We start from the raw sequence: 22980 nt of genomic DNA, 5'->3' as shown, positions 1-22980 counted from the left end.
TAAAAAAAAACAAGCTTAAAATCTTGACAAATGGATAAACAGATTCCTAACGACGAAATCTCGTTAAAAGAATTAATTACTAAAGTAAATGAATCGTATGTTTACTTACTTTCGAAATGGAAAATAATTGTATTAGCAGGTATTATTGGAGCTACTTTGGGAGTGGTTTATTCGTTAGTTAAAAAGCCTATATACACCGCAACCTTATCTTTTGCATTGGAAGATGAGAAATCTGGCGGGGGTGGATTAGGAAGTGCATTAGGTTTAGCAAGTTCCCTCGGTTTAGATCTTGGTGGTGGTGGCGGGAGTGTTTTTACAGGGGCCAATCTTACTGAGTTGTTTAAGTCGCGTGCTATGGTGGAACAAACCTTATTGAGTCCAGTAGTCAAGGATGACAAAATAATTTCTTTAGCAGAGATGTACATCCAAAATCAAGGATGGAGAGAAAAATGGAATGCTATCCCTAAATTTAAGACGATACAGTTTTTACCAGATGCTAAGCGCAAGTATTTTACCAGAACGCATGATAGTATCTTGGGGGTAATCTATGGCAATCTATCAAAAACAGGATTAGCTGTAGCGCAAAAAGATAAAAAAATAGCTATAATCACTATAGATGTTAATTCTACAAATGAATTGTTCTCCAAGTATTTTGCTGAGGCATTAGTAAAAGAAGTTTCTGATTTTTATGTGGCAACCAAAAGTAAAAAAGCTAGATTGAATATGGATATCTTGGAACGGCAAACCGATTCGATTCGTCGCGAATTGAATGGAGCCATTACCGGCGTGGCTGTTGCCAATGATAACACGTTTATGCTAAATCCTGCCCTTAATGTACGTCGTGCACCATCAGCCCGAAGACAAGTTGATGTGCAAGCCAATACCGCTATATTAACTGAGTTGGTCAAACAAACGGAATTAGCAAAAGTAACATTACGTAAAGAAACACCATTAATTCAGGTAATTGATCGGCCAATTTTACCTTTGAGTAAGGAAAAGTTCGGAAAAACTAAAGGGCTATTACTGGGAGGTATTTTAGCTAGTTTTTTTGTAATGTTAGCTTTAATTTTTAGAAGAATAATAAAAAATATATAATCAGTGAAAATATTTAATTCCGTTAAAACCAAGTTTAATGAGTTTAATTGGCAATAAATACTTTTGATTTCATGATTTTATCATCTGTATAAAAGCATTCCGTGTCTTGACCAGATATAAGACTCCAAAAAAATATTTTTGGTTTGTGATATGATCGAGTAGCTGCATTAGTTGATAAAAGAGTATAGTACAATTTACCCTGTTGGGTCAAAATAGAATAAATAGACAAAATATTCATTAGAACATGTTTAAAGATAAAATTTTATTGATTACAGGTGGAACGGGCTCCTTTGGGAGTGCTGTTTTGAACCGTTTTTTGCATACCGATCATTTCAAAGAAATCCGTATTTTTTCGCGTGACGAGAAAAAGCAAGATGACATGCGTAATTTTTACAAAAATGATAAAATTAAATATTTTATTGGTGATGTAAGGGATTACAATAGTATACAATATGCGATGCATGATGTTGATTATGTATTCCATGCAGCAGCATTAAAACAAGTGCCCTCTTGTGAATTTTTTCCTATGCAGGCCGTTAAAACCAACGTAGAAGGGACACAAAATGTTATTCGCGCAGCGGCTTCCAATAAGGTTAATAAAGTGATCTGTTTGTCAACCGATAAAGCAGCTTATCCAATCAACGCTATGGGAATCTCTAAAGCCATGATGGAAAAAGTTGCGATTGCAGAAGCGCGTAACTTAACAAATACTACAGTTTGTTTGACCCGTTACGGAAATGTAATGGCTTCTCGTGGTTCCGTTATTCCGTTGTTTTTATCGCAAATCAAAAAAGGGGAAGTGTTAACCGTTACAGATCCTAATATGACCCGTTTTTTAATGTCGCTAGAAGAGGCTGTTGAATTGGTGTTATTTGCCTTTGAACACGGTAACCCAGGTGATTTGTTCGTAAATAAAGCTCCTGCTGCTACAATAGGTGATTTAGCTGAAGCTATCTGTCAATTGAAAAACATAAAAAGCGAAATTAAAGTTATAGGAACCAGACACGGAGAAAAACTCTATGAAACTTTATGTACTCGTGAAGAAATGATGAAAGCAGAAGATATGGGTGATTTTTATCGTATCCCATCTGACAACCGTGATTTAAATTACGCTAAATATTTCTCCGAAGGAAAAGAGATTCAACCAGAAATTGAAGATTATAATTCGCATAACACAAAACGAGAAGATGTTGAAGGGGTAAAAGTGTTATTAAAAAAACTTGACCTATTTCAAGACTAAATAAAAATGCTTACTACAATAATTGGAAATACTTTTGCAGATGAAAGAGGTACATTATCATTTAATAATGAATTGGATCTTTCAGAGGTAAAACGCATGTATTTTATCGAGAATGCGGATTTATCTACACAAAGAGCATGGCAAGGCCATCAAATTGAAAAAAGATGGTTTATTGCAGTTAAAGGCAAATTTTTAATCAAATTAGTGAAAGTTGATAATTTTGAATGTCCTTCTAATAATCTAGAAGTTCTTTCATTTGAACTTCAGTCTAAAACATTAGATGCCTTACTTGTTGATGCTGGTTATGCTTCTTCTATCCAAGCTTTAGAAGCGGATTCTAAATTACTGGTTTTTTCCAATTATAGGATAGGAGAAATAGAAGATAATTATAAATTTAATCCAACTCAATGGAAATAAATATGAAAAAATTAAAAGTAGCAACAATTTTAGGGACTCGCCCTGAAATCATACGTTTAGCAGAATGTATCAAAAAATGTGATGTCTATTTTGACCATGTTTTGATTCATACGGGGCAAAATTACGATTACGAATTAAACGAAATCTTTTTTGAAGATTTAGGGTTGAGAAAACCGGATTATTTTTTGAATGTTGCGGGAAATCATTTAGGAGAAACGATTGGAAACGTAATTTCAAAATCCTACGAAATTTTATCAAAAGAACTGCCTGATGCTTTATTAGTTTTAGGAGATACAAACAGTGTGTTGAGTACCATTGCCGCTAAACGATTAAAAATTCCAATTTTCCATATGGAAGCGGGTAATCGTTGTTTTGATCAAAATGTACCTGAAGAAATTAATCGTAAGATTTCAGATCATATCAGTGACATTAATCTAACTTACACAGAGAATAGTCGTCGTTATTTACTGAGTGAAGGTTTTCGAAAAGATCATGTATTTGTTACGGGATCACCTTTAAAAGAAGTTTTATTAAAATATAAAGAACAAATTCTAAACAGTGACGTTGTTTCTCGCTTAGGTTTAAAAGATCAGCAATATATAGTGGTGAGCGCGCATCGTGAAGAAAATATTGATTTGGATAATCATTTTGAAATATTAGCGGAATCTTTAAATCAAGTAGCTGAAAAATATCAGATGCCGGTTATCTTTTCTACACATCCACGCACAAAGAATCGTATTGAAAAAAATAAAATTAAATTTCATCCGTTAATTTCCAATGTACCCCCTTTGGGCTTTTTTGATTACGTTCAATTGCAAAAAAATGCTTTTGTTGTCCTTTCTGATAGTGGAACTATTAGTGAAGAATCAGCGATGATGGGATTTCCAGCTGTCAGTATACGAACAAGTACAGAAAGACCTGAAGCAATTGATGCAGGTACCATTGTTTTGGGAGGGATAACAACAGATCAAGTATTGAACGCCATTGAAATTTCAAGAGGCCTTTTTGATATAAATATTGAATTACCAAAGGAATACGAAGTGACTAACACTTCTGCCCGTGTCATTAAAGCAATTCAGAGTTACACTTCAATTATTAATAAAGTAATTTGGGACAAATAATTTATCAAATGAAAAAAATATTAGTAATAGGTATTAAAGGCATGGCAGGTCATATGCTTTACAATTATTTTGAGGAAAGTAAATTGTATGATATTTATGGTTTAGCCAGAAATATTGAATCAACTCCTAAACAATTTGATATTGATGTTTCAGATACTGTACAATTGCGTTCTCTTTTTATAGCTAATCAATTTGATTATGTGGTAAACTGTATCGGAATTTTAAATAAAGATGCGGAAGATTTTCCTTCAAAAGCTATTTGGTTTAATAGCTATTTCCCTCATTATTTAGAAGAAATTACAAAAGAAACACAGACGAAAGTAATTCACATTAGTACCGATTGTGTTTTTTCGGGTAAAGAAGGAGGATATACTGAAAATGATATCAAAAATGGAATTGGTTTCTATGCCCAGTCTAAAGCATTAGGGGAATTAACAAATGCAAAAGATGTAACGATTCGTACCTCTATTATAGGACCAGAATTGAATCAAAATGGAATCGGTTTATTTCATTGGTTTATGTCTCAATCAGATGCGGCAGTATTAAAAGGGTTTACGAATGCTTTTTGGTCCGGTTTAACCACTTTGGAATTAGCAAAAGTTATACTGGAAATTATTAACCAAAATATAAGTGGCTTAATTCAAGTAGCACCCTCTTCCAAGATTGATAAATATAATTTAATTTCTCTATTTAATTCTATTTATAAAAATGGTAAAATGACCATTGAACCTAACAGTAATTACAACGTTGATAAAAGTTTAGTGAGTATTCGAACTGATTTTGACTATCAAGTTCCTGATTATCAGAAGATGTTGGAGAGTCAAAAGGAATGGATTTTACAACATAGCAGTATTTACTCTCACTATTTATAAAATTTTATTATGATTTCTATAGTGACTGCTTATTTTAATCGCAGAAAGTTATTGATACGTACTTTGGACAGTATGACTTCTAATTACGGTACGATTGATTTTGAATTTATTGTTGTTGATGACGGTAGCGAGGACGAAGAGCGTTTAGAAGATTTACAACAAATTTATCCGTTTTTAAGAGTTATTCGTTTAGACAAGTCTGATAAATGGTATAGTAATCCTTGTATTCCCTTTAATAGAGGTTTTGAAGAAGCTAAAGGAGATAAAATAATACTTCAGAATCCGGAATGTTATCACTTTGATAATATATTGGAATATGTAGATAAGCATCTAAAAAAAAATGATTATATCAGTTTTGGATGTTATTCTCTTGATAAAAAAAATACTGATGATGACGCGTTGTTTTTTGATAGGGATAATGTAATGTCACTAATTGAAAATAATGCACATATAGTACAAACAGATGGTGGTTTAGGATGGTATAATCATTCTAGGTATCGTCCCAGTTCTTATCATTTTTGTACCGCTATGATGACCAGTGATTTAGTAGATTTAGGTGGTTTTGATCCACGGTATGCTTTAGGACATGGATATGATGATGATGAGTTTATATTCAGGGTTAAACAAAAACGAATGCATATCAATTATGTTGATACAATAAAAGTTATACATCAAAATCATTATGTAAAACAAATCTCTGTAGATGAACAAAAAGAGAAATATATAAATGTTAAGGCAGCTAGGAATAAAAGTATTTTTAATAACATAACTAAAAATTCGTTACATCATAGGGCTAATTTCCTAACTATAGGCAATTATCATCAAAATAATAAAGTATATTTTTTTCTAACTGTTAGAAATTATTGGCTCAAGATTAGGTATGTAATACAAAGAAAATTTTAAACGATTGACTACTTCTCAATTTAATAGCAAATGACGCCCTCTAAAAATAGAACTCTCTTAAAGAATGTAGCTTCTTTAGGTGTAGTTCAAGTAGTTAATTATATTTTTCCGTTACTAACGATTCCGTATGTTTCCAGAATAATAGGTCCTGAAGGGTTTGGATTAATCAATTACATTACCGCTTTTGTCAGTTATTTTGTATTGATAGTATATTACGGTTTTGATTTGACTGCTACAAGAAAGATTGCGGTTGATCCAGATAATGTAGAGATTCGTTCTAAAGTTTTTTCTGAAGTCACTTGTGCAAGATTACTATTGTTTATCATAACAATAATAGGTTTTATGATTTGCATTAGTAGCGTTCCTCTTTTAAATTCAAATGTGAAGCTTTCGTTAGTGTTATTTTTAACGGTCATATCTGCTCTTTTAACACCGCAGTATGTATTTCAAGGATTACAAAAATTACCGGTGTTAAGTATATTAACGCTTGTAAAGGGTGTTATAAATACCAGTTTAATTTTCCTTTTTGTATCGGAAAAAGAAGATTTGTTGTTGTATGCCAGCATTAGTGTTTTTAGTAATTTTTTAATCAGTTTGATTTCTATTTTATATGTAATACTTGTGATTAAAATTAAATTTACTTTTTATTCCATAAAACATTCCTTAGCTATCTTAAAAGAAGGTCGGTTGATATTCTTTTCGTCTATAATTTTTTCACTTTATACAACAACAAATATAATTATTTTAGGTTTTTTCGCGGGAGCAAAAACTATAGGGTACTACACCACAGCTGTAAGCTTCATCATTATAGTTCAAAGTGTTGTTAATATCCCACTTTCATCATCGTTGTACCCATATATAGGTAAGGCTTTTGGAGAAAGTCAAGAAAATGGTATGCTCAAGTTAAGAAAAATAGTGCCTTTGGTTTTTTATTTTACAGCAGCAATTTGTTTGGGTATTTTAATATTAGCTCCATTTATTGTTTTTCTTATCTATGGAAAAAGTTTTGAGGGTTCTATAATCAGTGTGCAAATTTTAAGTTTTCTTCCTCTGATTTCGGCTATGAGCAGTTTGATGGGCATTCAAACAATGCTTAATTTAAGAATGGATAATTTGTTTTTAAAAATCACCAGTTTTGCCGCTTGTTTTAGTTTGGTATTGAATTTACTGATGGGTTATTATTATAGCTATATCGGAACAAGTATCAGTTATATTGTTACAGAATTAGTACTATGCATATCTTTTTACTTGATTTTAAAAAACAAAGGTTTGATTTTATTTAAAAAAGACAACTTTAAATTAAAAAATGTAGTAGCCCAAGTCCGTAATATAAAGCACATGTAAGACATTTGTTTTGTCATCTTTATTTTTTATGCTTAACATTAGGGGCAAACAAATTGTTCTTGAGAAATTTTTTTAAAATTAAGATTAAAGAAGTGATGGTTTTAGTATTTGAGGAGTGCTAAAATATTTAATTAATTTTCGGTCAGGACTATGTTAAATATAGCAATTAAAAAATCGTTTGTATCCTCGTTTATCTCCTCTTTGCAGGAAATAAAAAATTAAATAATTGATTCTAATACATGAATAAAACATATTATATAGGTCATTTTTCAGAAAACTTTAATGATGGTGGTCAGTCCAGAAACAAAGCATTCAGGCAGTATTACGCTCAAAAAAACGCGTTAATTATACCTGTTTACAGTGCAAATCCCTTAGTCCGGTTTAGTTTTTTATTAAATTTTTTGAAAATCATGTTATTCTCAAAAGATGCTATTTTTTTTATTCATCAAGGGACTCTAATGGTTTTGTTTCCTATGCTTATTCTAAAATATGGTTGGATTAGAGCACTTGTATTTAAATTAATTCAATACACCATCAATCGTAATGACGTCACTATTGAAGTCAACGATTTGCCTTATGAGCAAGCTAAAGATTTAGAATTGTTTGTAGACGAAGCCTATAAACTTTTTCAAGATAAATTATATGCTTTGAAAAATGCGAAATTTATATTTGCTTCTCATGAAATGGGGAAATATATAGATGACACCTTCAAATTGAATTATGAGGTGATCATCAATGGCTCAAATAAAGTAAATGATTTTTCAAATTCAGAGTCCATACATGACTGTTTCAGTTCTCTTGAAACAAAGTTTATTTATGCAGGTGGTTTGAATAAAGGCAGGCAAATTGAGGCCTTAATTTCAACATTTACTAATAAAAAAGAAATCTTAATCCTTATTGGGGAATGGGGGGAATGGATGTTAAATTATCAGTTGCCGGACAATGTTTTTTACTTAGGAAAGTTTCAGGAAGACTATGCTCATTATTTAACATCTAAATGTGACGTTGGAATAATTCCTTATGATGAAACCAGATTTTATTATAACATTTGTTATCCTACTAAAGCTTCTTTTTATATTACAGCTGGTATCCCTTTTTTGTCGACACCATTATTAGAATTAAAAAATATTTTTGAAAAGAGTGGTCTGGTCTATTTTGTTCCTTTTAAAGAATGGGAAACTTTTATTGATACTTTTGATACTTCTCATTTAATTAAAATTAAAGAAAAAATAGATTCTGAAAAACATAATTTCTATTGGGAACAGTTATTGCGTAAATCATTAAATACTCATTAATTTGGTTTGTATTTCAATCTATTTAAAAATAGCATTTTCCAGTATTTATAAATAAATTTTCTCCTAATAAATATTTTGCATTATGGCTGTTTATTTTTTTTTAACATAGTCTCACCTGTTCATTTACATAAATCAAATAGAAGTGTTTTTCTTTTATTTTAAATAATTAAGGTAATTAATGATTTTTATTTTATTTTCTGCATTTTTTTTATTTGCATTAATTTCTTTTTTTTTGCCAAAAGAAAAGATTTACAAATGGATTTTGTTTTTTGCATTAGGATTAATACTTATTTTGATTGCTGGTTTTCGCAGCGAAGAAGTAGTTAGGGATTATGTGAATTATGTTACCTATTTTCATGATCAAGATTTTTTAGCAGTTGAGCCAGCATTTGTAGTACTATCTAAAATTATATATTCACTTATAGGGCCTTATCCTATTTATTTGTTTTTATTGTTTGCTATTCTAGGCGTTAGTTTTAAATTAATAGCAATTAAGCAACTTACAGAATTATGGTTTTTGTCTTTAATACTGTACTTATCTAACTTTTTTATTTTGCATGAGATGACACAAATCAGGGCGGGAGTAGCTTCAGCCTTTTTGTTATTATGTGTCAAGCCCATATATGACAGAGATCTGAAACGATTTTTATTGTTTGCTGTTTTAGGTTTTTTGTTTCATTATTCTGCAATTGTGATATTACCTTTATGGTTTTTAGGTATTAAAGCACGAAAAAATGTATTGTTGTTTTCAATACCAGTAGGATATTTGATCTATTTTTCCGGAATAAATTTAATAACTACTATTCCCATATCAGTGATACAAACGAAAATTTCAATTTATCAAACATTAATGGAATTGGGAAATGAGGAGTCAATTTTAATCAACGTTTTTAATTTTGTTTTTTTGGCAAAAATTATGATATTTTATTTTTTACTTTCTAAATATGAACTCATTCTTTCTTACAATAAGTATATACCTATTTTATTAAAAATTTATTGTATTTCACTAATTTCCTATCTAGTTTTAGCTGTTATGCCGCCAATTGCAACTCGAATTAATGAATTGTTTGCAGTAGTAGATATTATATTAATCCCTTTCATTTATTACGCTTTTAAGCCAGTATGGTTTTCAAAATCAATCGTAATTTTTATAGGGATGTGTTTTTTGCTAATGAATTTGTTTTATGTGAAATTGATTGTGTTTTAAGCTGAGAATAAATTCAGAAAATTGCCTTTATAAAGTCTTACATCAAAAAATAAAAATAAATGATTGCTGCCGTTGTTGTTCTCTATAATCCAGATAAAAATATTGTTGAAAATATAAACAGTTATATTGATTGTGTCGATAAAATCTACGTGATTGATAATTCTAATTTTTCAAATGCAAATTTGTTTCAGGCCTTGCCATTTGACCATAAACTGGAATATATCTTTAATAATGGCAATCTTGGCATTGCAAAGGCTTTGAATATTGGATGTGAATTTGCTATTCAACATGGTATGAAATGGGTTTTGACAATGGATCAGGACAGTAAATTTCTAAATTTAAATGCTGCTATTATAAGTCAAATTTATAAAATGAAGGATGATAGTATTGCACTTTATTATCCAAATTATTTGATTGAGGGTATTATTTATGATAAATATATTAAAGAAAATAATGAGCCTATTGTTGTAATGACTTCCGGAAATTTTATTAATTTAAGTATTTATAAATATATTGCCGGATTTGAAGATAAACTGTTTATAGATTATGTTGATATTGACTATTGTTTAAAGATTAAAGCTGCGGGATATAAGATAGCCCTATTGCCAGATGCAACATTGGTTCATGAATTGGGTCAGTCTAAGCATGTTACTTTTTTATCCATCAAAGCAATTATAACGAATCATTCCAGTTTGCGCAGGTATTATATTACCAGAAACAGATTGTATGTACATAAAAAGCATAAAAATATTTCAACTGTTTTTAACAAAACAGAAAAGAGAATATTCATCAACGATATTTTAAAAATAATTCTATTTGAAGACGATAAAATATTGAAATTCAAAAGTATCATTAAAGGATATTTAGATTATCGAAATAATAAATTTGGAGTTTACAGTAAATAAGAACCATATAGTAATGTATTTTAAATGATATCAGTTTGTATAGCAACCTATAATGGTGAAAAGTATATCCAAGAACAAATTTTTTCGATATTGGAACAGCTTGGTAAAGATGATGAAGTTATAATTTCAGATGATTGTTCAACCGATAATACTATTGCAATTATTCAAAAAATATCGGATTCCCGAATAAAACTATTTTTTAATACAGAAAAAGGGTATACCAGTAATTTCGAGAACGCTCTTAAACAAGTAAAGGGTGATATTGTATTTATAAGCGACCAGGATGATATTTGGAATCCTAATAAAGTTCGCATTTGTCTGGAAGAGCTTAAAACTGCAGATCTAGTTGTTTCAGATTGTCAACTCATTAACAGTACTAATGAAATAATTTCAGATTCTTATTTTGAATTGAGAGGTGTCAAAAAAAGTAGTTGGGGGAATCTAATTAAATTCAGTTATTTAGGCTGTTGTCTGGCTTTTCGTTCAGATATATTAAAAAAGGCACTTCCTTTTCCTTCTAACAGGCAATTTTGTACACATGATAATTGGTTGTTTTTAGTTGGATCATTTCTTTTTAAACATAAAGTATTAGATGACAAACTTATTTATTACAGAAGACATGACGGGAACGTTTCGAGTGGCGGATTAATTTCATCAACATCAAGATGGTTCAAAATTAAATATAGAATTTATTTGTGCTTTTTTTTAATCAAAAGATCATTCATTAATTAAAAATATATAATGAAAATATCCATAATTACAGTTGTATATAACAACGAAAAGACTATTAAGGAAGCGATACAATCGGTTCTTTCGCAAACCTATAAAGACATTGAATATGTTATTATAGACGGAAAATCTAAAGACAATACCGTTAATTTGATAAATGATTACAAGGAAAACCTTGGTTATTTTATTTCTGAAAAAGACAAAGGTTTATATGATGCCATGAATAAAGGGATTCTTGCCTGTACAGGAGATGTAATAGGGATATTAAATTCAGATGATTTGTATCAGGATTCTGAAGTTATCGCGGCAGTTATGGAAGAGTTTATCAATGATGCTGAGCTGGATATATTGTATGGAAATCTGGTGTATGTAAAGAGTGATGATACCAATAAAGTGGTCCGAAATTGGAAGTCAAAAAGCTATTACAACAGTTTTTTTGAAAATGCAAATGTTCCGCCACATCCCGCCTTGTTTGTTAGGAATACGGTATATAAAAAAGCAGGATTGTTTGATTTACAGTACAAGTTGGCAGCCGATTATGAATTAATGTTGAGAATGTTTAAAAAGCATCAATTTAAATCTAAATATTTTAACAGGTTAGTAATTAAAATGAGACTGGGAGGTGCAACAAACCAGAGTTTTACGAACATAGTTGTCCAAAATAAAGAAGTACTTAAAGCTTGGAAAAATAATGATTTGCAAGCTCCACTTTATCTAATGCCTTTAAGAATATTTAAGCGTTTAGCTCAATTTATTTAGATGATTACCCTATAAATGAAAATATTAGTAACAGGAGCAAATGGTTTTTTAGGAAAATCTATAGTAAAAGAATTGTCAAAAGGCAATACTCTTTTCGGTTTGTCCAGGTCTTCAGGAGATTACAAGGTTTCTTTAGATAATGAAATTCCTATTTTCAATCAAAAATTTGATTTGGTTATTCATGCTGCCGGTAAAGCTCATGCTATTCCAAATGGGAGGGCCGAGAATAAACAATTTTTTGATGTGAATGTTTTGGGCACACGAAATTTATTGCAAGGATTAGAAAATACGGGTTTGCCGGAACAATTTGTTTTTATTAGTTCCGTTTCTGTTTATGGCCAAGAAAATGGTATCCAAATTAACGAAGAGCATCCTTTAGAAGCCAAAGATTCTTATGGATTGAGTAAGATAGAAGCAGAGCAACTCGTTTTAAAATGGTGTGAACAACACCATGTGGTTTGCACTATTTTGCGTCTCCCTTTGTTGGTTGGAGCAAATCCACCCGGTAATTTGGGAACTATGTTAAGAGCTATGGACAACGGATATTATTTTAATATCGGTGGAGGGAAAGCCAAAAAAAGTATGGTATTAGTTCATGATGTAGTTTCATTTATTCCAATTGTAGCTACGGTAGGAGGAGTTTATAATCTTACAGATGGTTCTCATCCCAGTTTTGAGGAATTAAGTTCAGCACTTTTACTCCATAAAAACAAAAAAGAAGCCAATAATTTGCCTTTGATTATCGCTCAATTAATAGGGTATTTGGGTGATTTAATTGGAGATAAAGCTCCTTTAAATTCTTTGAAATTAAAAAAAATAATTTCGGATTTAACGTTTGACGATTCTAAGGTAAGGCAGTTATTAAACTGGAATCCTGAATCCGTTGTAGCATATTTAAAAAGGAATACGATTTAGTATAATAGATTGATTGGTTTTGCATCCTTAAGGCCTATTATTTAAATTTTTTGTTATACAATTAGAAAAAAAATTATTAAAAAAAAGTTAAAATATATATTAGAAAATGACTATTGAAAAAACATTTATACAAGATTTAGTAATCATAACTCCAAGAGTTTTTGAAGACTCAAGAGGATACTTTTTTGAAGCCTACAACCAAGCTCAATTTCATGAAAATGGGATAAAATATCAGTTCATTCAAGATAATCAATCATTTTCAAGGCGTGGAGTGATTCGAGGTTTACATTTACAAATTAATCCTTTTGCGCAAGCTAAATTGGTTCGCGTCTTAGAAGGAGAAATCCTGGATGTAGCGGTAGACTTGCGAAAAAATTCGCCTACTTATGGGCAGCATTTTAGTGTTATTTTAAGTGCCGAAAATAAAAAACAATTAATGGTACCTCATGGCTTTGCTCATGGTTTTTCGGTTTTGAGTGAAACTGCCTCAGTAATGTACAAAGTAGATCAACTGTACCATAAAGAAAGTGAGAGAGGGATTCGTTATGATGACCCAACTCTCGCCATAAATTGGCAATTAGATTCTGAAGAAATTATTGTTTCAGAAAAGGATCTGATTTTGCCTAGTTTTAACGAAATAGATTGGAGTTTTGAATAATAAAGGAAAAATTTTAGTTACGGGGTCTAAAGGACAATTGGGCTCTGAATTAGCTGTATTGTCAAAAAAGTATACTCAGTTTGAATGGGTTTTTACTGACAGAGAAGAACTGGACCTATGCAATCTAGCAGCTTTAGAAACTAAATTAGCCACTATAAGTCCTCAGTTTATTATCAATTGTGCTGCACATACTGCTGTAGATAGGGCAGAATCTGAGCAAGAACTGTCAGATGTTTTAAACCACCAGGCAGTTGCTGTACTAGCAAAATGGAGTCAGATCAATGACTGTAAATTGATTCATGTTTCTACCGATTATGTTTTTGACGGTACTGCAGCTACAGCATTGACTGAAACGGCGCCAACGAATCCTATTAATGTTTATGGTATGACTAAGTTGGCAGGTGAAAAGGCTTGTTTGCAAGAAAATCCAAATTCAATTATAATCAGGACTTCCTGGGTGTATTCCAGTTTTGGAAATAATTTTGTAAAAACGATGTCTCGACTAATGCAAGAAAGAGATAGCTTAAATGTTGTAAATGATCAGATAGGTAGCCCAACTTATGCCGCAGATTTGGCTCAAGCTATCCTCACGATATTGACAAATACTAATTGGCAGGCAGGTATTTATAATTTTTCTAATGAGGGAGAGATTAGTTGGTATGAATTTGCATTAGCAATTAAAGAATTAGGAAATTTTGATTGTGAAGTTAGTGGAATTTCCTCGTCAAATTATCCTACTCCAGCAAAACGCCCTCAATATTCTTTATTGGATAAAACTAAAATAAAAGATACTTTTGGAGTTGTTGTACCGAATTATAAAGATAGTTTGGAAAAATGTTTAAAAATTATATAAAATGAAAAAAATAGTAATAACTGGTGGTGCAGGTTTTATAGGATCTCACGTAGTACGACTTTTCGTTAATAAATATCCAGAGTATCAAATTTTTAATTTAGATGCTTTGACTTATGCGGGGAATTTAGAGAATATTGCCGATATTGAAAAAGCTTCTAATTATACTTTCATAAAAGGAGACATCGTTGATGCTACATTTATAGATCAATTATTCGCTGAGCATCAATTTGATGGAGTTTTGCATTTAGCTGCAGAATCTCACGTGGATCGCTCCATAACTGATCCGTTATCTTTTGTGAAAACAAATGTGATAGGAACTATGAATTTATTGAATGCCGCCAAAACAATATGGAACGGCAATTATGAAGGGAAACGTTTTTATCATATCAGCACTGATGAGGTATATGGAAGTTTGGGTGCCGAAGGATTATTTACAGAAACTACAGCTTACGATCCTAATTCTCCTTACTCTGCTTCAAAGGCGAGTTCGGATCATTTTGTAAGAGCCTATGGAGAAACGTACGGTTTGCCTTATGTATTGACAAATTGTTCCAATAATTATGGACCTTACCATTTTCCTGAAAAATTAATTCCTTTGTTTATTAATAATATTATTCAAAATAAACCTTTACCCGTTTATGGCGATGGGAAATATACACGTGATTGGCTTTTTGTTGAAGATCATGCCGTAGCGATTGATTTGGTTTTTCACGAAGGTAAAAACCACGACACCTATAATATTGGTGGTTTTAACGAATGGCAGAACATTGATTTGGTTAAATTGCTTTGCAAAATAATGGATGACAAGTTAGGAAGAGCAGCGGGAACATCAGAACAATTGATTGCTTATGTAAAAGACCGTCCCGGCCATGATTTGCGCTATGCCATTGATGCCAGTAAGATAAATAAAGAATTGGGATGGAAGCCATCCGTTACTTTTGAGCAGGGATTGGAACGAACCGTAAATTGGTACTTGGAAAATCAAGCGTGGTTGAATAATATTACTTCAGGCGAATACGCAACCTATTACGAAAAACAATATAATTAGTCAAAAATCAAAAAAAAAATGAAATCGCCATTAAGTTTTTATGCGTAAGCAAACACCTATACATAAAAAGCGATTCCATAAATTACCGTAATGAATAAATTTTAAATTTATGAAAGGAATTATATTAGCAGGAGGCTCCGGAACTCGTTTGCACCCATTAACTTTAGCGATGAGCAAACAAATGATGCCTGTCTATGACAAGCCTATGATTTATTATCCATTGTCTACTTTGATGATGGCAGGAATTAATGAAATATTAATTATTTCTACGCCTCATGACTTACCTAATTTCAAGAAGTTATTAGGTGATGGAGCTGCAATAGGTTGTCAATTCAGTTATGCAGAGCAGGCTATCCCAAACGGATTAGCTCAAGCTTTTGTTATTGGTGAAGAATTTATAGGAAATGATAGTGTAGCGCTCGTCTTAGGAGATAATATTTTCTTTGGCTCTAATATGGATGAATTGTTGCAATCCAATACTAATCCTGAAGGTGGGGTAGTGTTTGCGTATCACGTTTCTGACCCGGAACGCTACGGTGTAGTTGAGTTTGATTCTAATTTTAAAGCACTTTCGATAGAAGAAAAACCTTTGGAACCCAAATCAAATTATGCAGTACCAGGTTTATATTTTTATGATAATTCAGTAGTCGAAATTGCCAAAAATATCAAGCCAAGTGCTCGTGGAGAGTATGAAATCACTGATGTGAACAAAGTATACTTAGAAAAAGGAGCTTTAAAAGTGGGTATTTTAAGCAGAGGAACGGCTTGGTTGGATACAGGGACTTTTAACAGTTTAATGCAGGCTGGACAATTTGTTCAGGTTATTGAAGAGCGTCAAGGTCTTAAGGTAGGTTGCATCGAAGAAATCGCATGGAGACAAGGCTTTATTACTGAGCAACAACTTAAAGAACTGGCCGAACCTTTGAAAAAATCGGGTTATGGAGAGTATCTTTTGGGATTGTTGAAGCATAAGTTGTAAGTTCAGTGATCAGTGATCAATATTTGGGTATTAGTGAGCGATAATCGGATTCTAGTGGTCAGTAATTAGTAATCAGATTTTAGGGTTCAATAACAGCGTAGACAGAGTTTTAAATATGATATATTTTGCATTAATTATTGTATTGATTGGTATTGAGCTTTTTTATTTTAAAATAGCGGATAAATACAATATCATCGATAAACCCAATAGTAGATCATCTCATAGTTCTATTACTTTAAGAGGTGGCGGAATTATTTTTCCAATAGCCATAAGTATAGCTTGTTTGTTAGGATACATTTCTTGGCCGGTAACACTTGGAGTGGTACTGGTAGCATTGGTTAGTTTTATTGACGATATCAAGCCCTTACCACAATTGCCAAGATTTGTTTCACATGTACTTGCTGTTGGTTTGGTTTTTTATGAGTTGCATTTATTTTATGAGCCTTTGTGGCTACTTCCTGTAGTGTTTGTATTACTGATAGGTTGGGTAAACGCATTCAACTTCATGGATGGTATTAATGGAATAACTGTTTTGTATGCTTTGACAGCCATAGCTAGTTTTTCTTTTTTACCCATCAACGAAGCTAGTTTACCATTATTAATTACAATGGGATTGTCTTGCTTGGCTTTTGGGATATTTAATGTTCGTAAAAAGGCAAAAACCTTTGCGGGTGATGTTGGTAGTATCAGTATGGCTCTTTTTTTAGGGTATTTTATGATAAAAACGATTATAGACTCAGGGCAATTGGGATATATTCTTTTCTTTTCGGTTTATGGAATTGATGCTATCATTACTATCATTAGCAGATTACTTAGAAAAGAAAATATATTTCAGCCACACCGATCTCACTTATATCAATATCTGGCTAATGAAGTTGGCTATTCCCACATCTTAGTTGCTTTTATTTATGCGGGATTTCAATTAGTGATAAATGCATTGGTTGTTTATATGGATTTCAATGGGTATTTAACACTATTTTTTATAGGTGGATTTTTACTACTACTGACAGTTATTTATTTACTTGTTCGAAATTTCGTTATTCGTAAAATGGTTATTGGGAATTCTTAATCCGTTTTTGCTTGTTTTTTACCAAGAATAAAATACTTTTGAGGTATGAGTAAACGTCTTTTTGATATTCTTTTTTCCTTCTTCACTCTCATCTTATTTTTTTGGGTTATATTGATTTCTTGGCTATTGGCAGTTATCGATACGCATACGAATGGAATTTTTGTCCAAGAGCGTATTGGCCAATATGGCAAGAAATTTAAAATATTTAAGTTCCGTACCATTTCAATTTCATCGTCTTCAGAAGATTATCGTATTTCTAAAATAGGGAAGCTACTTCGACATTATAAACTAGACGAATTGCCTCAACTCTATAATATTTTAAAAGGGGATATGAGTGTGGTGGGTCCAAGACCAGATTTACCGGGTTACTATGATTTGTTAGAAGGTGAAAATCGTAAAATATTAGAATTGAAGCCAGGATTAACCAGTTTAGCTTCGCTAAAATATAATAAAGAAGAATTCTTGTTAGCAAAGAAGGAGTCACCTTTAGCTTATAACGACAGTATTATTTTTCCTGATAAAGTACGACTTAATCTAGCGTATTATTACAACCAAAGTTTTGGTAGTGATATGGTAATTATTTTGAAAACACTTTGGTTTACTTTTTTTAAAAAATAGTATAGTTAATAGTGAAAATAATAGGGTATTACAATCAGAATCATAGAGGTTTTTTTTATTACTTTAGTAGTATTAACTCTCATAGATTTTATTTTCTAGAAGATGGAAAAAAATAAAATTTGGCTTTCAGCACCTCATATGGGAGGCAACGAACAGAAATACATCCAAGAAGCATTTGATTCCAATTGGATTGCTCCTGTTGGGACTAACATAGATTATTTTGAACAAAATTTAGAAAACTATTTAGGTTCACATAATGTTGCAGTATTAAATTCAGGAACTTCTGCTATTCATTTGGGATTAATACTTTTAGGAGTTCAGGCGGGAGATGTTGTAATTTGTCAGAGTATGACTTTTTCAGCATCTGCGAATCCTATTTTATATCAAGGTGCAACTCCTGTTTTTATTGACAGTGAGCTTAAAACTTGGAATTTATGTCCCATTGCGCTTGAAGAAGCCATTGTAGACAGTATGTCTAAAGGTATTACTCCAAAAGTAATTATTGCTGTACAATTATACGGCACTCCGTATCAAATAGAAGCTATAAGAGCAGTCGCTGATAAATACTGTATTCCCATTCTTGAAGACAGTGCAGAAGCCTTGGGAAGCCGTTATAAGGGTCAAAAGTGTGGTACTTTTGGCGATATAGCCGTTTTATCTTTTAATGGAAGTAAAATTATAACTACCTCCGCAGGTGGAGCTATTATAACTACTTCTGAGGCATTAAAAAACAGAGCTATTTTTTTGGCTACACAAGCTAAAGATGATGCACCACATTATCAGCACAGTGAAATAGGATTTAATTATAGAATGAGCAATATATGTGCAGGTATCGGTCGCGGGCAAATGGAAGTTTTGGACCATCATATCGGTTTAAAAAGAGCGATACATGATTTTTATGTAGCATTATTCAGGGATATAAAAGGAGTAACCGTTTACGAAGTGCCCAACACTAATTATGAAGCTAATTATTGGTTAAATACTATTCTAATAGATCCAATAGAAACAAATGGCATCACTCGGGAGACTTTACGATTAGCGCTGAGAGAGGAAAATATTGAATCCCGACCTTTATGGAAACCCATGCATTTGCAACCTGTTTTTTGTAACTACCCCTTTTATGGAAACGGTATTGCGTCAACACTTTTCGATAATGGACTTTGTTTGCCATCTGGTTGTAATCTGACTGAAGCGGATTGTGACAGGATAAAAGGTGTTATTTTAAAAGTATTTGTACAATAGAAAGTAACTAGTTTGGAAATAGACTATTACTTTGTAATTTGCTTTTTTTGATAAATCAATTTTAAAATTGAATTGATTGTTTGCTTTTATCCATTTATTAATCGTTATTTTTGCTTTAGTAAAAGCAGTAAAGTTAAAAATATATCTATTTTGAATACTACTAAAAACACGGGTTCATCATCAGTAAACCCAAATTTTTTTTCAAGAGAAAACTTGAAGTTCAGCATTCATAATTTGCGCTATCTTCCCAGATGGATCATTGTTATGATGGATTTTTCGGTTTTGGTACTGTCGTTCTTTTTTACCATTCTTATTTTTAAAGGTACGGGGTTAGATTATATTATTACCCCACACAGCTTTAGGTTTATAGTGGCCTTGTTTGGTGTAAATATTTTCTTTTTCTGGTTGTTTAGGACCTATTCTGGGATTATCAGGCACTCTTCTTATATTGATGCCGTTAAGCTTTTGTTTTCACAAATGGCAGTTTTAGTCCTGTTTCTTTTTTTTAATTTTGCATACGAGTTGTTGTATGGAGAGAAAGCATTTTTAAATACTGCTTTTTTCATAAACATAGTACTTTCCTTTTGTGGATTATTTTTATATAGGGTAATAATCAAACAAACTTTTGAGATCTATTTTTCAGAACAAGGGACGAATAAATTAATCAGAACCATAATTTATGGTACAGATGCCAATGCTATATCGGTAGCTAATGCTTTAAAATTTGAAACACCCTCCCGATTTAAAATTGTTGGATTTGTTGATAAGAATAATCAAAATGCAACAAAGCGTATGCTGGATTTGCCAATTTTGATTAAAAAGAAAAAATTACCGCCATTAATGCGTTCCGTAAACGCTCAAGCTGTTATCATTGCTGACAAAAGTTTGTCAAAAGAGGAGCAATTAATCATCGTAGATCAGTGTTTGGAATTTAATTATAATGTGTTTACTGTACCATTAATTTCCGATTGGGAGAATCAAAAAGAGATTAGCCAAAAAGTAAAAAATATTCAAATTGAAGATTTACTGGAAAGAAAACCTATCGTATTAGATAACAAATCTATTTCTAAACAATTAAAAGATAAAACCGTTTTAATCACTGGTGCGGCAGGATCCATAGGTAGTGAAATTGTACGCCAGGTATTGGGTTTTAGTCCTAAGGTTGTTATTATTCTAGATCAGGCCGAAACGCCACTGCATCACATGTGTCTTGAAATGAGTGGCTTAGAGTCTAGTTCTAAAATGCATGCCGTAATCGCTGACGTAAGGAATAAAGAAGCTATGAATAGCATTTTTAAAAAATATGAGCCTCAAGTAGTTTTTCACGCAGCAGCTTACAAGCATGTCCCTTTGATGGAAGAAAATCCTTCTCAAGCTATTCTTACCAATATAGAGGGTACTAAAAATATTGCCGATTTGTCGTGCCTTTACAAAGTCAAAAAATTTGTAATGGTATCTACTGACAAAGCAGTAAATCCTAGTAATGTAATGGGAGCTAGCAAAAGAATTGCTGAAAAGTATGTGCAATCCTTACAATTGAAAAGTAAGAATAACGGTGAAAAGAATGCTACTAAATTTATTACCACTCGTTTTGGAAATGTTTTAGGATCTAACGGATCTGTTGTTCCTTTGTTTACTAAGCAAATTGCAAATGGCGGACCTATTACGATTACACATCCAGATATTATAAGGTATTTTATGACTATACCTGAGGCTTGTCAGTTAGTTTTAGAGGCCGGAGCCATGGGTAATGGTGGAGAGATTTATATTTTTGATATGGGTAAACCAGTTAAAATTATTGATTTGGCTAGAAAGATGATTAAGCTAGCCGGTTTTATTCCCGACAAGGATATCAAAATACAAATTGTAGGATTGAGACCAGGAGAGAAATTATATGAAGAATTATTGAATGATACCTCAAAAACACTTCCAACGTATCATGAAAAAATTATGATTTCTGAAGAAATTTTAGACGAGTTTGAGGTTTTAAGTACAGATATTGAAGAGCTTATAAGTATTGCAAATCATTTTGATAACGACAAAATTGTACTTAAAATGAAACAAATTGTACCTGAGTTTAAAAGTATGAATTCGACTTTTGAGTTGTTAGATAAGTAACAAAGACATTTAATAAATAAAAAAAGGGCCCAAAGTAATATTACTTTGGGCCCTTTTTTTATTTATAAAACAACGATTATCCCAATTTGAAAAATTGATTATTGGCTATTACTTCTTTAAGTGGAGTACTGTCTTTCAGATTTATTTTTTGTTTGAAGGCAGCAACATGATTATCATGGTGTACATCAGAACCTACGTAGGTATACATTCCTTTTTGTAATAATTGATCTGCAATTTTGTTGATTGCAGCGCCATAATATCCAACTACCGATAATAAATTCAGCTGAAATAAACAGCCAGCTCTTTTTAGTTTAAGGTATTCCTTAAAATTATTATGATAAAATAAGTACCGTTCCGGATGTGCCAATACGGGAATGTAACCTGCCACCTGTAAATCAAATAGTATAGAGTATAACTGAATTGGCGGGTTTATATATGACATTTCTACCAGAACGTAGTTGTCTTTTAAAGTCAATAAATTATGAGATTGGAACAGTTGGACAAACTGATCGTCCATAAGATATTCTGCGGCCGTATTAAAAGGAACTGTAATGTTGTTCTTTTCCAGTTCTAAAACTGTTGTGGCTTTCTTTTCCAGAATTTGTTCATGTGTGTTGTCCCAAACATGTTGAATAATGTGCGGGGTCGTAATAAACTCCGAAATCCCTATTTCCTGAAGTGCTTGAGTTAGTCTTAGTGTATCTCCAAAATTTTTTGCGCCATCATCTATACCCGGTAACAAATGAGAGTGGATATCAATATGATTATCTGGAATTAGATCTTTAAGTATGGGTTTTGATTTGAAGAATGTTAACATACTGCAAAGTTAATGAAAAGTGTTCGGTTCTGAGTGTTTAGAAAATAGTTCTTTTACTTATTGATGCTGTAGATATTGATGATTCAGAATTTTTGATAGGTAGTATTATTCTATTCTTTTAAGATAAAGACACCGAAGGAAGAAGCAATATGGAAATTTGGAGTTTCTGTATTTGGGTTTACCCAAGTAATCCAGTTAGGTTCAAAACATTCATTTTGGGTCTTTATATACTTAGCTCGAAAAACACCGGTTTCTATCTTGTTGTTTTTTACTAGATTAAAACTTTTCAAAGATTCAATACTTATTGATCCTTCTACAATAAAAGAATTAGCTTTTGCAGATGATTTAACTACTAAATCATTCTTGGGCCAGTTCCAATTGAAATCAAAATTCTTATTGGGATACGCTATAAAATCCATTATTCGACCAGAAGTATCTATCTCTAAACAATAATAGGGATTAAGTGCATCATCAGTTCTGAAAAAGAGTTCAACTCTATCGGAGTTTCCAATACTCTCAAAACTGTCATCCTTTTTTTCTATGTGGATTTCGGTATCTAAAACAGTAAAATTAAAAAATAAATTTTCTCGATCCCAAAGTGCTTTAAATGTAATTTTCGTTTCTTTTTTGTTATTCCATGGGGAACAAAAATCAGTCAAAATCTGAGCATTATTCCATATTATATCATCTCCATTTCCGGAGATAATCAATTGTTTGTTTTCGATTAAATGTACTTCATATTCTTTCATTTTTGGAATCATTTTATGCGGCATTTA

At 31.8% G+C, this 22980-nt stretch carries 23 protein-coding genes; 21 read left to right on the top strand and 2 right to left on the bottom strand.

Annotation, left to right across the window (positions count from 1 at the left end; translation table 11 throughout):
- Window positions 1–30 precede the first annotated feature (30 nt).
- The 21 genes from ACNQF8_RS08235 (at window position 31) to ACNQF8_RS08135 (ending at window position 21387) form a co-directional block, all read left to right on the top strand.
- Window positions 31–1095, top strand: a complete 1065-nt coding sequence (locus ACNQF8_RS08235) for a Wzz/FepE/Etk N-terminal domain-containing protein (protein WP_417953236.1) — start codon at window positions 31–33, stop codon at window positions 1093–1095.
- Window positions 1096–1339: 244 nt separating this feature from the next.
- Window positions 1340–2335 carry a polysaccharide biosynthesis protein gene (locus tag ACNQF8_RS08230; RefSeq protein WP_369769588.1) on the top strand — a complete coding sequence of 332 codons (996 nt, stop codon included), beginning with the start codon at window positions 1340–1342 and terminating at the stop codon, window positions 2333–2335.
- A 6-nt stretch (window positions 2336–2341) separates the two neighbouring features.
- Window positions 2342–2752: a cupin domain-containing protein gene (locus ACNQF8_RS08225; RefSeq protein WP_417951980.1), complete on the top strand. Its 411-nt coding sequence runs from the start codon at window positions 2342–2344 to the stop codon at window positions 2750–2752.
- Between the two features lie 2 nt (window positions 2753–2754).
- Entirely contained in the window at window positions 2755–3873 is a 1119-nt protein-coding gene (gene wecB / locus ACNQF8_RS08220) for a non-hydrolyzing UDP-N-acetylglucosamine 2-epimerase (RefSeq protein ID WP_417951979.1), read from the top strand.
- Window positions 3874–3881: 8 nt separating this feature from the next.
- Window positions 3882–4745 carry a dTDP-4-dehydrorhamnose reductase family protein gene (locus tag ACNQF8_RS08215; protein ID WP_417951978.1) on the top strand — a complete coding sequence of 288 codons (864 nt, stop codon included), beginning with the start codon at window positions 3882–3884 and terminating at the stop codon, window positions 4743–4745.
- Between the two features lie 9 nt (window positions 4746–4754).
- Complete coding sequence (locus ACNQF8_RS08210; protein WP_417951977.1) at window positions 4755–5648, top strand: glycosyltransferase family 2 protein; 894 nt, start codon at window positions 4755–4757, stop codon at window positions 5646–5648.
- Between the two features lie 30 nt (window positions 5649–5678).
- A complete protein-coding gene (locus tag ACNQF8_RS08205; protein ID WP_417951976.1) occupies window positions 5679–6992 on the top strand; it encodes a flippase in 1314 nt (437 codons plus the stop codon).
- Between the two features lie 239 nt (window positions 6993–7231).
- Complete coding sequence (locus ACNQF8_RS08200) at window positions 7232–8287, top strand: glycosyltransferase family protein (RefSeq protein WP_417951975.1); 1056 nt, start codon at window positions 7232–7234, stop codon at window positions 8285–8287.
- 262 nt (window positions 8288–8549) lie between these two features.
- Entirely contained in the window at window positions 8550–9494 is a 945-nt protein-coding gene (locus tag ACNQF8_RS08195) for an EpsG family protein (RefSeq protein WP_417951974.1), read from the top strand.
- A gap of 59 nt (window positions 9495–9553) precedes the next feature.
- Window positions 9554–10399, top strand: a complete 846-nt coding sequence (locus ACNQF8_RS08190; protein WP_417951973.1) for a glycosyltransferase family 2 protein — start codon at window positions 9554–9556, stop codon at window positions 10397–10399.
- 24 nt (window positions 10400–10423) lie between these two features.
- Window positions 10424–11131: a glycosyltransferase family 2 protein gene (locus tag ACNQF8_RS08185; RefSeq protein WP_417951972.1), complete on the top strand. Its 708-nt coding sequence runs from the start codon at window positions 10424–10426 to the stop codon at window positions 11129–11131.
- Window positions 11132–11140: 9 nt separating this feature from the next.
- Window positions 11141–11887 (top strand): glycosyltransferase family 2 protein, encoded by a 747-nt coding sequence (locus ACNQF8_RS08180; protein WP_417951971.1) that lies wholly within the window; start codon window positions 11141–11143, stop codon window positions 11885–11887.
- A 15-nt stretch (window positions 11888–11902) separates the two neighbouring features.
- Entirely contained in the window at window positions 11903–12802 is a 900-nt protein-coding gene (locus tag ACNQF8_RS08175; protein ID WP_417953235.1) for an NAD-dependent epimerase/dehydratase family protein, read from the top strand.
- A 106-nt stretch (window positions 12803–12908) separates the two neighbouring features.
- Complete coding sequence (rfbC, locus tag ACNQF8_RS08170; RefSeq protein ID WP_417953234.1) at window positions 12909–13460, top strand: dTDP-4-dehydrorhamnose 3,5-epimerase; 552 nt, start codon at window positions 12909–12911, stop codon at window positions 13458–13460.
- Window positions 13453–14313, top strand: coding sequence for a dTDP-4-dehydrorhamnose reductase (gene rfbD / locus ACNQF8_RS08165; RefSeq protein WP_417953233.1), 861 nt, complete (start codon window positions 13453–13455; stop codon window positions 14311–14313). Before rfbC ends, rfbD begins: the two co-directional genes overlap by 8 nt.
- 1 nt (window position 14314) lies before the next feature.
- Window positions 14315–15361, top strand: coding sequence for a dTDP-glucose 4,6-dehydratase (rfbB, locus tag ACNQF8_RS08160; RefSeq protein ID WP_417951967.1), 1047 nt, complete (start codon window positions 14315–14317; stop codon window positions 15359–15361).
- Window positions 15362–15470: 109 nt separating this feature from the next.
- Window positions 15471–16340, top strand: coding sequence for a glucose-1-phosphate thymidylyltransferase RfbA (gene rfbA, locus ACNQF8_RS08155; protein WP_417951966.1), 870 nt, complete (start codon window positions 15471–15473; stop codon window positions 16338–16340).
- A gap of 115 nt (window positions 16341–16455) precedes the next feature.
- Window positions 16456–17409 carry an MraY family glycosyltransferase gene (locus ACNQF8_RS08150; RefSeq protein ID WP_417951965.1) on the top strand — a complete coding sequence of 318 codons (954 nt, stop codon included), beginning with the start codon at window positions 16456–16458 and terminating at the stop codon, window positions 17407–17409.
- 45 nt (window positions 17410–17454) lie between these two features.
- Window positions 17455–18027 (top strand): sugar transferase, encoded by a 573-nt coding sequence (locus tag ACNQF8_RS08145; protein ID WP_417951964.1) that lies wholly within the window; start codon window positions 17455–17457, stop codon window positions 18025–18027.
- A 102-nt stretch (window positions 18028–18129) separates the two neighbouring features.
- Complete coding sequence (locus ACNQF8_RS08140; RefSeq protein WP_417951963.1) at window positions 18130–19269, top strand: DegT/DnrJ/EryC1/StrS family aminotransferase; 1140 nt, start codon at window positions 18130–18132, stop codon at window positions 19267–19269.
- Window positions 19270–19419: 150 nt separating this feature from the next.
- Window positions 19420–21387: a polysaccharide biosynthesis protein gene (locus ACNQF8_RS08135; RefSeq protein ID WP_417953232.1), complete on the top strand. Its 1968-nt coding sequence runs from the start codon at window positions 19420–19422 to the stop codon at window positions 21385–21387.
- 76 nt (window positions 21388–21463) lie between these two features.
- Here the strand turns inward: ACNQF8_RS08135 and ACNQF8_RS08130 are convergent, their stop codons facing one another.
- Window positions 21464–22204, bottom strand: coding sequence for a tyrosine-protein phosphatase (locus tag ACNQF8_RS08130; RefSeq protein ID WP_417951961.1), 741 nt, complete (start codon window positions 22202–22204; stop codon window positions 21464–21466).
- Between the two features lie 110 nt (window positions 22205–22314).
- Window positions 22315–22965, bottom strand: coding sequence for a sugar-binding protein (locus ACNQF8_RS08125; RefSeq protein WP_417951960.1), 651 nt, complete (start codon window positions 22963–22965; stop codon window positions 22315–22317).
- Window positions 22966–22980 lie beyond the last annotated feature (15 nt).

This window comes from Flavobacterium labens (assembly GCF_048286755.1).
In the GTDB taxonomy this organism is placed as follows: Bacteria; Bacteroidota; Bacteroidia; order Flavobacteriales; family Flavobacteriaceae; genus Flavobacterium.
Note: the sequence above shows the minus strand (reverse complement) of the source record. Positions and strands in the feature narration are given on the sequence as shown.

What these genes read in the sequence shown, in the direction of transcription:
- ACNQF8_RS08235 (WP_417953236.1), top strand. Translation starts at nt 31, where the DNA reads ATGGATAAACAGATTCCTAACGACGAAATCTCGTTAAAAGAATTAATT.
- ACNQF8_RS08230 (WP_369769588.1), top strand. Translation starts at nt 1,340, where the DNA reads ATGTTTAAAGATAAAATTTTATTGATTACAGGTGGAACGGGCTCCTTT.
- ACNQF8_RS08225 (WP_417951980.1), top strand. Translation starts at nt 2,342, where the DNA reads ATGCTTACTACAATAATTGGAAATACTTTTGCAGATGAAAGAGGTACA.
- wecB (WP_417951979.1), top strand. Translation starts at nt 2,755, where the DNA reads ATGAAAAAATTAAAAGTAGCAACAATTTTAGGGACTCGCCCTGAAATC.
- ACNQF8_RS08215 (WP_417951978.1), top strand. Translation starts at nt 3,882, where the DNA reads ATGAAAAAAATATTAGTAATAGGTATTAAAGGCATGGCAGGTCATATG.
- ACNQF8_RS08210 (WP_417951977.1), top strand. Translation starts at nt 4,755, where the DNA reads ATGATTTCTATAGTGACTGCTTATTTTAATCGCAGAAAGTTATTGATA.
- ACNQF8_RS08205 (WP_417951976.1), top strand. Translation starts at nt 5,679, where the DNA reads ATGACGCCCTCTAAAAATAGAACTCTCTTAAAGAATGTAGCTTCTTTA.
- ACNQF8_RS08200 (WP_417951975.1), top strand. Translation starts at nt 7,232, where the DNA reads ATGAATAAAACATATTATATAGGTCATTTTTCAGAAAACTTTAATGAT.
- ACNQF8_RS08190 (WP_417951973.1), top strand. Translation starts at nt 9,554, where the DNA reads ATGATTGCTGCCGTTGTTGTTCTCTATAATCCAGATAAAAATATTGTT.
- ACNQF8_RS08185 (WP_417951972.1), top strand. Translation starts at nt 10,424, where the DNA reads ATGATATCAGTTTGTATAGCAACCTATAATGGTGAAAAGTATATCCAA.
- ACNQF8_RS08180 (WP_417951971.1), top strand. Translation starts at nt 11,141, where the DNA reads ATGAAAATATCCATAATTACAGTTGTATATAACAACGAAAAGACTATT.
- ACNQF8_RS08175 (WP_417953235.1), top strand. Translation starts at nt 11,903, where the DNA reads ATGAAAATATTAGTAACAGGAGCAAATGGTTTTTTAGGAAAATCTATA.
- rfbC (WP_417953234.1), top strand. Translation starts at nt 12,909, where the DNA reads ATGACTATTGAAAAAACATTTATACAAGATTTAGTAATCATAACTCCA.
- rfbB (WP_417951967.1), top strand. Translation starts at nt 14,315, where the DNA reads ATGAAAAAAATAGTAATAACTGGTGGTGCAGGTTTTATAGGATCTCAC.
- rfbA (WP_417951966.1), top strand. Translation starts at nt 15,471, where the DNA reads ATGAAAGGAATTATATTAGCAGGAGGCTCCGGAACTCGTTTGCACCCA.
- ACNQF8_RS08150 (WP_417951965.1), top strand. Translation starts at nt 16,456, where the DNA reads ATGATATATTTTGCATTAATTATTGTATTGATTGGTATTGAGCTTTTT.
- ACNQF8_RS08145 (WP_417951964.1), top strand. Translation starts at nt 17,455, where the DNA reads ATGAGTAAACGTCTTTTTGATATTCTTTTTTCCTTCTTCACTCTCATC.
- ACNQF8_RS08140 (WP_417951963.1), top strand. Translation starts at nt 18,130, where the DNA reads ATGGAAAAAAATAAAATTTGGCTTTCAGCACCTCATATGGGAGGCAAC.
- ACNQF8_RS08130 (WP_417951961.1), bottom strand. Translation starts at nt 22,204, where the DNA reads ATGTTAACATTCTTCAAATCAAAACCCATACTTAAAGATCTAATTCCA.
- ACNQF8_RS08125 (WP_417951960.1), bottom strand. Translation starts at nt 22,965, where the DNA reads ATGATTCCAAAAATGAAAGAATATGAAGTACATTTAATCGAAAACAAA.